General features: G+C 44.1%; 11 protein-coding genes. 5 read left to right on the top strand and 6 right to left on the bottom strand.

From position 1 onward, the window contains the following. Positions 1 to 350 precede the first annotated feature (350 nt). Together J4N42_RS05080 and topA are read right to left on the bottom strand one after the other, a co-directional pair. Complete coding sequence (locus J4N42_RS05080) at positions 351 to 1,985, bottom strand: GGDEF domain-containing protein (protein WP_252030250.1); 1,635 nt, start codon at positions 1,983 to 1,985, stop codon at positions 351 to 353. A gap of 158 nt (positions 1,986 to 2,143) precedes the next feature. Further along, positions 2,144 to 4,777, bottom strand: a complete 2,634-nt coding sequence (topA, locus tag J4N42_RS05075) for a type I DNA topoisomerase (RefSeq protein WP_252030249.1) — start codon at positions 4,775 to 4,777, stop codon at positions 2,144 to 2,146. A 384-nt stretch (positions 4,778 to 5,161) separates the two neighbouring features. Here topA and J4N42_RS05070 point away from each other — a divergent pair, with 384 nt between their 5' ends. Beyond that, positions 5,162 to 5,410 (top strand): YciN family protein, encoded by a 249-nt coding sequence (locus tag J4N42_RS05070; protein ID WP_252030248.1) that lies wholly within the window; start codon positions 5,162 to 5,164, stop codon positions 5,408 to 5,410. 94 nt (positions 5,411 to 5,504) lie between these two features. Here the strand turns inward: J4N42_RS05070 and aroA are convergent, their stop codons facing one another. Then, on the bottom strand, positions 5,505 to 6,785 hold the full coding sequence (aroA, locus tag J4N42_RS05065) for a 3-phosphoshikimate 1-carboxyvinyltransferase (RefSeq protein ID WP_252030247.1): 1,281 nt from the start codon (positions 6,783 to 6,785) through the stop codon (positions 5,505 to 5,507). Positions 6,786 to 6,931: 146 nt separating this feature from the next. After that, positions 6,932 to 7,387 carry an outer membrane lipoprotein gene (locus J4N42_RS05060; protein WP_252030246.1) on the bottom strand — a complete coding sequence of 152 codons (456 nt, stop codon included), beginning with the start codon at positions 7,385 to 7,387 and terminating at the stop codon, positions 6,932 to 6,934. Positions 7,388 to 7,425: 38 nt separating this feature from the next. Here J4N42_RS05060 and aat point away from each other — a divergent pair, with 38 nt between their 5' ends. The 3 genes from aat to infA all read left to right on the top strand — a co-directional run bounded on the left by aat (position 7,426) and on the right by infA (position 9,143). Then, positions 7,426 to 8,148, top strand: a complete 723-nt coding sequence (gene aat / locus J4N42_RS05055) for a leucyl/phenylalanyl-tRNA--protein transferase (protein WP_252030245.1) — start codon at positions 7,426 to 7,428, stop codon at positions 8,146 to 8,148. Further along, a complete protein-coding gene (locus tag J4N42_RS05050) occupies positions 8,145 to 8,843 on the top strand; it encodes an arginyltransferase (RefSeq protein ID WP_252030243.1) in 699 nt (232 codons plus the stop codon). Before aat ends, J4N42_RS05050 begins: the two co-directional genes overlap by 4 nt. A gap of 81 nt (positions 8,844 to 8,924) precedes the next feature. Beyond that, on the top strand, positions 8,925 to 9,143 hold the full coding sequence (infA, locus tag J4N42_RS05045; RefSeq protein ID WP_001040192.1) for a translation initiation factor IF-1: 219 nt from the start codon (positions 8,925 to 8,927) through the stop codon (positions 9,141 to 9,143). 85 nt (positions 9,144 to 9,228) lie between these two features. Here the strand turns inward: infA and J4N42_RS05040 are convergent, their stop codons facing one another. Further along, entirely contained in the window at positions 9,229 to 9,807 is a 579-nt protein-coding gene (locus tag J4N42_RS05040) for a thymidine kinase (RefSeq protein ID WP_252030240.1), read from the bottom strand. A 66-nt stretch (positions 9,808 to 9,873) separates the two neighbouring features. After that, positions 9,874 to 11,256, bottom strand: a complete 1,383-nt coding sequence (gene cysS / locus J4N42_RS05035; protein ID WP_252030238.1) for a cysteine--tRNA ligase — start codon at positions 11,254 to 11,256, stop codon at positions 9,874 to 9,876. A 202-nt stretch (positions 11,257 to 11,458) separates the two neighbouring features. Between cysS and J4N42_RS05030 the strand changes: the two genes are divergently transcribed. Further along, positions 11,459 to 11,953: a peptidylprolyl isomerase gene (locus J4N42_RS05030; protein WP_252030236.1), complete on the top strand. Its 495-nt coding sequence runs from the start codon at positions 11,459 to 11,461 to the stop codon at positions 11,951 to 11,953. Positions 11,954 to 11,977 lie beyond the last annotated feature (24 nt).

Below are 11,977 nucleotides of genomic sequence, written 5' to 3'. Positions count from 1 at the left end.
CTTCAAAGTAATTATTGGGGGACTACCTTTCCTTTCTATAACCAGCCACGCGAAATGAAAAACGCAACCAGTTTCCTATAACTTAACGGCTTGTCAGAAGATTACAAATTCAAAAATGCGATACCGTAGGGTAAACATTGATTACTTTCCTACTATATTGCTTTGGTCACATTAAGACCGTCGAGAAAAACAAGCTCTTAACACAATAAGAACATTAAAGTGATAATAAATTCAACTTATCGAAAGGCAGATTGTATAAAACGCCCGTTACATCCACGTGACAGTATGAAAGCGGTGAAATTGATAATATTAATAAATAGGGATGAAAAGATTTATTGATCCAAAATAGTTCAGCTAGAAGGTTGTTCAATCCCCGTTGGTGACCAAATGGTAATGGCCGAACTTGGCGATTTCTTTGTTAAATACAAAGCACCATCTGCTTTCGCTATTGCCTCACCTAAAGTACTGTGAGGGTCTATCACTGCACCACCAATTGCGATATTACAGTCTATACTGTCTCCTGCCTGACATTGTGATTCCTTCCTGATTCGCTCAGATAACTTATGCAATGCTTGTTCATTGTCGGTTCGAACTAAGATCAAGAACTCGTTGTCTGCCCAACGGCAGACTGAATCATATTCACGAATAGCGGTTTTAATCGCCTTAGAAACAAGTGTAATTGCTTGGTCTATCTGCTCTATTTGTAATATCTGAACATCCACCCACAAAAGACTAAATTGGGAGCTTTCTCTTTTTCCTCTAGCCAGTTCATGGAGTATCTCTTTTTCCATCCCTAAACGATTATACAAACCCGTTTGGCTATCCACCGTAGTCAGCAGTGATATCGCTGCGGTTCGTTCTTTAATGATGCTATCAATATCATTTCGATACGCGTGCAGCTCTTTTGCAAACTGACTAATACTTAACTCAATATCTTTAACAGAATTTTTGTGGTGTTGTGTAACTTCAATACTCTGTACCCTCGCTCGCAAAGATTCCACAGGGCGAATATAGACATTGAGTACCACAAGGTAGAGCGCCCAAAACACGGTAATGATTGCCAACGAGGCAAACGCATAAACGGCGTAAAGAAGCTGATCTTTGAGTAATAAACCGATATCGATAAACGACACTTCATACCAATTTAGATCTTTAATGTAGTCAATGGATACGATAAATGACCCTTCCCCCCTGCTGACCACCAGAGCACTAGATTCCTTCCCTTCTCGTTGCTGGTTCATTAGATCAAGCACTTGTTGGTAATCACTTTGACTGAAAAAGTCTGATAAAGAGCGCTCAGGCTGCTGGTTAAAGGTGCCCGACTCCCGATGAAGCTGTACTTTGAGATCGCTGTCGACAAACATAGTTTCGACACCTTGGAATTGCTCATCGTACAGTTGATGAACAATCGGCATAAGCGCCAACCCAGTGCCTATCACTCCCAAAAACTCACCGTCATGCACCAGGCTAAAGTTAACCCATAGCTTAGTGAGTCCTAAGTGATCATCGTGATCGGCACCCAAGCTGACTTCTCGATTGGAAAGTTTATGCGCAAAGAACCATTTATCACCTTGATTGGCTTCATCTAGGGTATACCGATACATACTTTCTGTGCGAATTGATTCAGTACTGATGAAGTAGTAGTCGCGACTCGTATCCAACGCGACAAAAGCATTGTTGGAAGAGAAACGCCAGCGGTAGGTTTCCAGAGTTTCCTGGGCAACCGAAATATAGACGGGATCGTATGGGTGATAGGCCCACGAAATGATGTTGGGGTGTGAAGCTAACTCACGCACCAACTCAACTTCTTTGGCGATTGGTGAAAATACAGTATCAACATCATAGGCTGATACAACTCGCCCGTACTTCCACAGTAAATCAGCAGAGATTTGTTTAGCAAACCAATGCACAGAAGACAGGGTCGAAAAAATAGCGATTACTGTAGCTACAATAAACGCGTATGCAATTTTTTGTTCGAGTTTCATACCTAGCCACTTGTGTTGACTAAATAACCAATAGAAACCCTATGTCTAATTGTCAAACCTAGCTAGTGACAAATTGCGTATTAAGTCTAATTTACGCCGAGAAAGTCATACTTTAGTACCAAATAAAAAAAGCAGCCTATTGGCTGCTTTTTTCGCGATTACGCTTCTTTCTTTGGCTTCTTACGTTTATCGGTAATTTCCCACTTACCGTCAACATATAACCCCGTCCAGCCAGATGGTTTACCATCTATTTCTGATCGCACGTAATTCTCTTTTGTCTTACGACTGAATCGAACCACCGTTGGACGACCGTCTGGATCTTCCGTTGGTGCATCAGTAAGGTACATGAACTTTGGCGAGATTCGATCTTTAAATCTAACCAACTCCTCAACTAATGGCGCTCTAGTCTCACGCGATTTAGGGAAATTACTCGCCGCCATAAATAGGCCTGACGCGCCGTCTCTCAATACGAAGTAAGCATCTGAGTTTTCACATGGAAGCTCAGGGAAGTGTACAGGGTCTTCTTTCGGAGGAGCGACTTCGCCATTTTTCAAAATCTTACGCGTGTTCTTACAGTCGTCGCTAGTACAATCCATATATTTACCGAATCGACCATTCTTCAGAACCATGTCCGAACCACACTTGTCGCACTCAACCAACGGGCCGTCGTAACCTTTAACTTTGAACTCGCCGTGCTCAACCACATAACCGTCACAGTTAGGGTTATTACCGCACACATGCATCTTACGCTTATCGTCAATCAGATACGCGTCCATCGCAGTTTCACAAATTGGACAACGTTTTTTCGCTCTAAGTGCTGCTGTTTCAACGTCTTCTTCAAGAACGTTGATAATGCCTTCTTCGTCACCTAAGTTAATTGTCGTCTTACAACGCTCTTTAGGTGGCAGTGCATAACCTGAACAACCTAGGAATACGCCTGTAGATGCAGTACGAATCCCCATAGGGCGAGAACACGTAGGACACTCGATATCAGTCTCAACGATATGATTTGGCTTCATACCGCCATGTTCTTCGTCTTGTTCCGCTTTTTCTAGATCGCCGCTGAAATCGCTAAAGAAACCATCTAACACACCTTTCCAGTTTGCGTCACCTTCTGCAATCTGGTCGAGCTTCTCTTCCATACGGGCTGTAAAGTCGTAGTTCATCAAATCATCGAAGCTGTCATCTAGGCGGTCTGTAACGATCTCACCCATTTTTTCAGCATAGAATCGACGTTGTTCTACTTTCACGTAGCCACGGTCTTGAATCGTTGAAATGATTGACGCATACGTAGAAGGGCGGCCAATGCCACGCTTTTCAAGCTCTTTAACCAATGCAGCTTCAGTAAAGCGCGCAGGTGGCTTAGTGAAGTGTTGCTTTGGCTCGAGATCTTTAAGGCTTAGCGTATCACCAACCTGAACGGCTGGAAGGATTTGGTCTTCGTTTTTACCCAGTGGGCGCTGTACACGAGTCCAACCATCAAACTTAAGGATACGGCCTTTCGCTTTTAGTGTGTATTCTGCAGCTTTGACGCTTACCGTAGTTGAGTCGTATTTTGCTGGCGTCATCTGACAAGCAACAAACTGATTCCAGATAAGCGAGTAAAGTTTATGAGCGTCCGCTTCCATACCTTGTAGGTCGTCTGCCGTTACATCCACACTTGAAGGGCGTATAGCTTCGTGTGCCTCTTGCGCTCCTTCTTTGCTACCGTAGACATTCGCCTTAGCCGGTAAGTAAGCATCTCCAAATTCACTACCAATGTAATCACGAACCGCATCTACAGCTTCTGAACTCAAGTTAGTCGAGTCAGTACGCATATAGGTGATGTAACCCGCCTCATATAGACGTTGAGCTAACATCATGGTCTTTTTCACGCCGTAGCCTAAACGCGTGCTTGCTGCTTGCTGAAGCGTCGACGTGATGTATGGTGCAGATGGCTTGCTCGATGTAGGACGATCTTCGCGTTTGCATACTTCGTACGCTGCTTTTTCTAACACGCTAATAGCCGAGTTAGTTTCTGCCTCGTTTACGGGTTTGAAAGCCACGCCATCTTTCTGCGCTACTTGCAAACGGAAATCGGTTTTGTCTTTTGTCGCTGTATTCGCGTGAATGTCCCAAAACTCTTCTGGGATGAACGCTTTAATTTGTCGTTCTCTTTCGACCAGCAATTTAACCGCGACCGACTGAACTCGACCAGCAGACAAACCACGAGCCACTTTTTTCCACAATAGTGGCGATACCATAAAGCCTACCACTCGGTCCATAAAGCGACGGGCTTGCTGGGCATTTACGCCATCCATGTTTAATTCACCAGGCGCTTCAAAAGCCTGCTGAATCGCATTCTTAGTAATCTCGTTGAAGACTACACGTTTGTATCGCTCTTCATCGCCACCGATGATCTCACGAAGGTGCCAAGCGATAGCCTCTCCCTCGCGATCCAAATCGGTTGCGAGATAGACGCTATCCGCATCTTTAGCGAGCTTCTGTAGCTCTGCAACGACTTTTTCTTTACCCGGAAGCACTTGGTAGTTTGCTTCCCAACCATGAAATGGGTCGATACCCATTTTCTTGATTAGTGATTTGCGGTCCTTCTCTTTCTTAATACGCGCTTTTTCTTCAGCACTTAACCCTTTGGTCGAAACAGCTGCTGCTTTTTTGCCCGTGCTTTGGCCCGCAGTCGGAAGATCGCGGACGTGACCGACACTGGATTTAACTATGAAATCTTTACCAAGATATTTATTAATTGTTTTCGCCTTGGCAGGAGACTCCACGATAACAAGAGATTTACCCATAATTGACTTAAATGTCCTTAATCGCTGGTGCGATTTTTATCGCATGACGTACTTAAATATTGCTTCTTTTTTTACTATCGAGCGAGATTACAAGAAGATCAATATCTTTTTTTAAAAATTAAATTCAACTGCTCGACAATTGGGCGAATTCTCACAATGAACTCACCTCATGAAATTGGTGGCTAGCCTGAAAGTGCCACATACTAAACGTGCCAACATCACCGCTTCTAGCGCGGCATAGAAATTTATGCCGGAAGTCACAAAATGTCTTTGCATTATTAAAGATTGAATTTCCGTTTGGGCACCCTACACTATGCAATCAATGCGTAACACTCCACACCTTACGCATATTCGCAGTTTAAAAATAACCGTTAGGAATCCCACATGAGTGAGAAAAAGGCCATCTCTAGCTTTGACCTGCTACTTATTGCTAACCAAATCATCCAAGAACACGATGACTACATAGAAGGTATGAGAGCAGATGCCGTTGAAGAAAAGGACGGTGTATTAGTGTTTAAAGGTGAATATTTCCTAGATGATCAAGGTTTGCCCACAGCGAATACAACCGCTGTTTTCAATATGTTCAAATACCTGGCACACCACCTTTCTAAAGAATTCACGCTAGATGATTAATACAGCCCGAAGCCCATGCAATCGGTGCGTAACGAGCGCCATGGGGAATCATAGGTATACAAAAAAGCCAGAGTGTTTACTCTGGCTTTTTCGTTTAACAGCTTAGCGCTTCTAGCTTATCGAAGTAGTCTGGGAATGTCTTCGATGTACACTTAGGGTCATTGATGGTTACTGGAGTATCACTTAATGCAACCAATGAAAAGCACATCGCCATGCGGTGGTCATCGTAAGTATCGATCGCAGCGTGTTTTAAGTCGTCTGTTGGCTTAACAATGATATAGTCTTCGCCTTCCTCAACCTCTGCACCAACTTTACGTAATTCTGTTGCCATGGCTGACAATCGGTCAGTTTCTTTGACACGCCAGTTATAGACATTACGAATAGCCGTTGTGCCTTCAGCAAACAGTGCTGTTGTTGCAATCGTCATCGCTGCATCTGGGATATGGTTGTAGTCCATATCAATGCCTTTAAGTTGACCTACACGAGAAATTACGTAGTCATCGCCCCATTCAATTTCCGCGCCCATTTTTTCAAGCGCATCAGCAAACTGGATGTCGCCTTGGATACTATTTCGGCCGATGCCCGTTACCTTAATCTCACCACCTTTAATTGCCGCAGCGGCTAGGAAATAAGAGGCTGACGAAGCATCACCCTCAACGAGAAAGTCACCAGGAGCTTTGTAAGTTTGCCCTGCTGGAACAACAAACTCTTGGTAGTCGTTGTTTATCACATCCACACCGAATTGCTTCATGATGTGAAGCGTAATATCAATGTATGGCTTAGATACGAGCTCGCCTTCGATCTTAATCTTCACTTCACCTTCAGCAAGGGGGGCAGACATCAAAAACGCAGTCAAGAATTGGCTAGAAATAGAACCGTCGATCGATACAGTACCTGACTGAAGCCCTGTGCCGGTAATTTTCAGCGGCGGATAATTTTCGTTCTCTAGATACTCAACCTGAGCGCCAGCATCACGCAATGCGTCAACAAGGTGACCAATCGGTCGCTCCTTCATACGTGGCTCACCAGTGAGAACATATTCACCTTTACCCAGACACAATGCTGCTGCTAGCGGGCGCATTGCGGTACCGGCATTACCCAGAAACAGTTCTAGCGCTTCTGGCGCATCAAACGGCTTGCCTAGCCCTTCGACTTCACAAACAGTTTTGTCGTCAGATAGGCGATAAGTGACACCGAGTTGAGTCAGCGCATTGAGCATATGACGGATGTCATCACTGTCTAATAAGTTGGTAAGACGTGTGGTTCCGCTCGCAAGTGCCGCAAGCAGTAGCGCACGGTTAGAGACGCTTTTTGAACCCGGCAAATTGACTTCACCATTAACTTTATTGATCGGTTGTAACGTAAGGCTTTCCATTAAAGTTGTTATTCCTTGGATCACTATGGCTTCTTTATATAGTGATGAAAAATTCTTCGTACTTGCAGACTAACTAACTTTGCCACTGAACTCCAGAGCAAATCTACGTGAAAAGATGAATAATTAGTCACTCGAAAAAAATGATGTTAAAACGCTTTATCCACTCGGACGCCATTATCAAAATAGAGTATGCGCACCTTGTCTTGTTTCTCAAATAGCATCGTATTGTCAACGTCTTGAATGATATCGATTAGTTTACCTTCATCGGTTTTTATCAGTAGCTCAACCAAACGATATTCGACTCGATATTCACGTTGACCGTTATGCCTGGCAATGCCTGCCCCAGCCACCGCACCAACAGCCGTTGCCACCTCTTTTCCTGTGCCGCCACCAAATTGATTACCCACCAAGCCACCGACGACTGCCCCAAGAAGAGTCTCCCAACCATTGGCTTCCGATTGCACTATTTCTTGTTGGGTAATGTAGCGAACGGTATCTATCGTCCCAAATACGACTTGATTCACTTCTCTTGCTTGATTGCGCTGATAGTTTGCATTGGCAAACAGAGGAAAAATCAATAAGATCCAGAACCAGTTTTTCATTGTAAACTCCTCTTAAAATGGCGTAACTAAAATTAGAAATGACGATTTACCTCACCGAACTCGATGATAGTGACTATACCTTTCCTTCACCCTATGAAGCGTTAGATGAGCCAAATGGATTGCTTGCGTTTGGTGGTGATTTATCACCTGAGAGAATCCTAACTGGCTACCATAACGGTATATTCCCATGGTATGGCCCGGGAGAGCCAATACTTTGGTGGAGCCCTTCACCAAGAGCAGTGTTTGATCCTAAGACATTCAAACCAGCGAAAAGTCTTAAAAAATTTAATCGTAAAACGCCTTATCGAGTCAGTATAAACAAAGCAACGCGTGAAGTGATTACGCTTTGTGCCAAGTTGCGCCCTGCAGAGGAAACTTGGCTAAACCAAGAGATGCGTGACGCCTATTCAGAACTCGCGCTGCAAGGGCATTGTCATTCAGTAGAAGTTTGGCTAGAAGATAAACTGATTGGTGGGCTCTACGGTATTCAAGTTGGCAAGCTGTTTTGTGGCGAATCGATGTTCAGCTTAGAGACAAACGCGTCCAAAATTGCGTTATGGTACTTGTGTCGACATTTTACAGCTCATGGTGGTCAACTCATCGATTGCCAAGTCATGAACCCTCATCTGGAGTCCTTAGGCGCTTTTGAAATGGAGCGTGACGAGTTTTTGGATTCATTGCTATCCTTTAGAGAACAGTCCATTTCAGCCGGATGCTTTGACACCCAATGGCTGACTTTACCTTCTGAGGAGACTCAATGAGCTCGGATATTCAGCAAATTCGCATCGGCTTGACCGACAGCCACCCATGTAGCTATTTATCCGATAAAAGTGAACGAGTTGCTGTCGCGCTCGATGCTAATCTGCATACAGCATCAAGCTATGAGGTTCTGCTTGCCAATGGGTTTAGGCGCAGCGGCGATACCATCTATAAACCTCACTGCGACCAGTGCAATGCCTGCAACGCTTTGCGACTTTCAGTACCCGACTTCTTTGCATCCAAAAGCCAGAAAAGACTGCTTAACAAGGCGAAAAGCTTCACTTGGGCGTTAAAGGACGAGATGGATGAAAACTGGTTCGATTTGTATTCTAGATACATTGAAGCCCGCCACCGCAACGGGACCATGTACCCTCCGAAAAAAGACGAGTTTTCCAAATTTTCTCGCTGTAGCTGGCTCAATACTCAATACCTGCATATTTATATCGACCACCAGTTAGCGGCGGTTGCTGTAACGGATGTAATGAGCAATAGTGCCAGCGCCTTTTATACCTTTTACGATCCAGATATAGAGCTTTCCTTGGGTACAATTGGGGTCTTGTTTCAGGTTCAATACTGCCAACTTGAAGGAAAACAATGGCTCTATTTGGGCTATCAAATTGATGAATGTCCAGCTATGAACTATAAAGTCCGTTTTCATCGCCATCAAAGGCTAGTAAATCAGCGTTGGCAAGGGTAGAATACGCCCCAACTTTACATATTTAGATTTTGACGGCAGAATTCGTCCGTTAAAAACCGCCAAGTTTCTAAAGAGGATTAAATGGCTAAAGAAGACGTAATTGAGATGCAAGGCACTGTTCTTGATACTCTACCAAACACAATGTTTCGTGTTGAACTAGAAAACGGTCACGTGGTTACTGCTCATATCTCTGGTAAAATGCGTAAGAACTACATCCGTATTCTTACTGGTGACAAAGTAACTGTAGAGATGACTCCATACGACCTATCTAAAGGTCGCATCGTCTTCCGTGCTCGTTAATCTCTGACTGCCTAGCGCATTCTGAATTAATCGAATACAACAAAAAACGGAGCCAATGGCTCCGTTTTTTGTTGTCTCTTATTCCCTACTTACCCAGCGCTTCTTTGTAATGCTGGCGGCACACCGACACATACTTATCATTACCACCGATAGCAACCTGATCACCTTCTGCAATCGCTTTACCGTGCTCGTCAGTTCGAATAACCATGTTTGCTTTGCGCCCACAGTGACAGATTGTTTTCAGCTCGACCAATTTATCAGCCCAAGACAGTAGATATTTACTGCCTTCAAACAACTCACCTAAAAAGTCGGTTCGCAATCCATAGCACAACACCGGAATATGCAGCTTATCGACAACCTCAGTTAACTGGTATACCTGTTCTTTGGACAGGAACTGACACTCATCAACCAGAATACAGTGACGCTTTTCAGCTTCATTTAGCGCTGCTATTTCTTGATATAAGTTGGTGTCAGTACGAAATAGTTGCGCCTCAGACTGAAGACCAATTCGTGAACTCACTTTTCCGACACCATAACGGTCATCTAGTGCGGCGGTGAAAATCACCGGTGTCATACCGCGTTCTTGGTAGTTAAAAGAGGATTGAAGAAGAGTGGTGGATTTACCCGCGTTCATCGCTGAGTAATAGAAATACATCTGAGCCACTGAATGCTACCTATAAACTTAAATTACAAAATAGAAAAAAGGGCTGAAAAGTCAGCCCTCTAGGATTTACTTGCGACGCCACGTTGTGCCTTCTGGGCCATCTTCCAGAACGATACCCATATCAGTCAGCTTATCACGTGCCATATCAGCATTTGCCCAATCTTTCGCTGCGCGAGAGTCATTGCGAAGTTTAATTAGTGCTTCGATTTCAGCAACTTCATCATCGCTGCCAGCATCACCTTTTAGAAATGCTTCAGGCTCTTGATACAGAATGCCGATAACATCAGCAAGTTCACGCATTAGGCTACCCAGTTCACTTGCTTTCTGTACATCTTCTGTCTTGATGCGGTTGATATCACGCGCCATGTCAAACAGCACAGAGTATGCTTCAGGCGTATTAAAGTCATCGTTCATTGCTGCTGTAAAGCGCGATACGTACTCTTCGCCACCTGCCGCAGGAACAGACAAGTCCAAACCGCGTAGTGAAGTATATAAGCGCTCCAATGAAGCTCGAGCTTGGTTAAGGTTCTCTTCACTGTAGTTTAGCTGACTACGGTAGTGACCCGACATCAAGAAGTAACGAACAGTCTCAGAATCATAGTGCTGTAGTACATCACGAATAGTAAAGAAGTTGCCTAAAGACTTAGACATTTTTTCTTTATCAACCATCACCATACCGCTGTGCATCCATGTATTTACGTACTGAGTATCGTGTGCGCAGCATGATTGTGCAATTTCGTTTTCGTGGTGTGGGAACTGAAGATCTGAGCCACCACCATGAATATCAAAATGGTTACCCAGAATGGATGAGTTCATTGCAGAACACTCAATATGCCACCCAGGACGACCTGGTCCCCATGGTGATTCCCATGTAGGTTCACCTGGCTTAGACATTTTCCACAAAACGAAGTCTAGCGGGCTACGCTTAGCCATTTCAACACCCACTCGAGCACCCGCTTGCAACTGATCTAAGTCTTGCTTAGACAACTTGCCATACTCATCGTACTTGCGAACTTCAAACATAACATCGCCATTGCTCGCAACATAGGCAAAGCCGCGTTCAATAAGCTTCTCAACCAGTTCAATAATCTCCTGGATGTAGCCCGTTGCTCGTGGCTCAACGTCTGGACGTTTCATGTTCAATGCATCAAAGTCTGCATGCATTTCACCAATTAGGCGCTCAGTAAGTGAATCACACGATTCACCGTTTTCAGCGGCACGCTTGATGATCTTGTCATCGATATCCGTGATATTACGCACGAAGGTTAAGTTATAACCTAAGTAACGCAAATAACGTGAAACAACATCGAAAGACACGAATGTGCGACCATGACCAATATGACAGAGATCGTAAATGGTTACTCCACAGACATACATGCCTACGTTGTCGGCATTGATTGGTTTGAATTCCTCTTTCTGTCTTGTGAGTGTGTTATATATTTTTAACATGATCTCTATCTAAAATTAGTGGGTGAAACAAATAGTGGTTCAGTATATCAACTGAAGCGATGATAGGTAATCCCAAGTCGTGCAAAATCTCATCATAATCGCCGCCTGAATCATGCTTTCTGTCAATTTGTCCGTATAAACTTCCTAGAAGTTACGCTAGAATCTCAGCTTCAAATCAAAAACATTAATAAAGGTATTCGTCATGATCATCCTTCACACAAATTTTGGTGACATCAAAGTTCAACTTAATGAAGAAAAAGCACCAGAAACAAGCGCAAACTTCCTACAGTACTGCCGTGACGGTTTCTACGACAACACTCTTTTCCACCGTGTAATCGATGGTTTCATGATCCAAGGTGGTGGCATGGAATCAGGCCTACGTGAGAAAGCGACACGTGCTTCAATCAAAAACGAAGCAAACAATGGCCTAAGCAACAAGGTGGGTACGTTAGCAATGGCTCGTACAATGGAACCGCATTCAGCAAGTTCTCAGTTCTTCATCAACGTGAACGACAACACTTTCCTAGACTTCCGTAGTGAAAGCCTAGATGGCTGGGGTTACTGTGTATTCGCAGAAGTGGTTGAAGGCATGGACGTAGTCAATAAGATCAAAGGTGTTAGCACTGGCTCAATGGGCATGCACCAAGACGTTCCTCTTGAAGAAGTTGTTATTACTGGCACAACTATCGAAGAGTAATCATTGAAAAGAGAGCGGCTACCG

It is taken from the genome of Vibrio sp. SCSIO 43135 (assembly GCF_023716665.1).
Classification (GTDB): Bacteria; Pseudomonadota; Gammaproteobacteria; order Enterobacterales; family Vibrionaceae; genus Vibrio; species Vibrio paucivorans.
The sequence above is the reverse complement of the archived record's forward strand: the minus strand, read 5'-3'. Positions and strand labels throughout refer to the sequence as shown.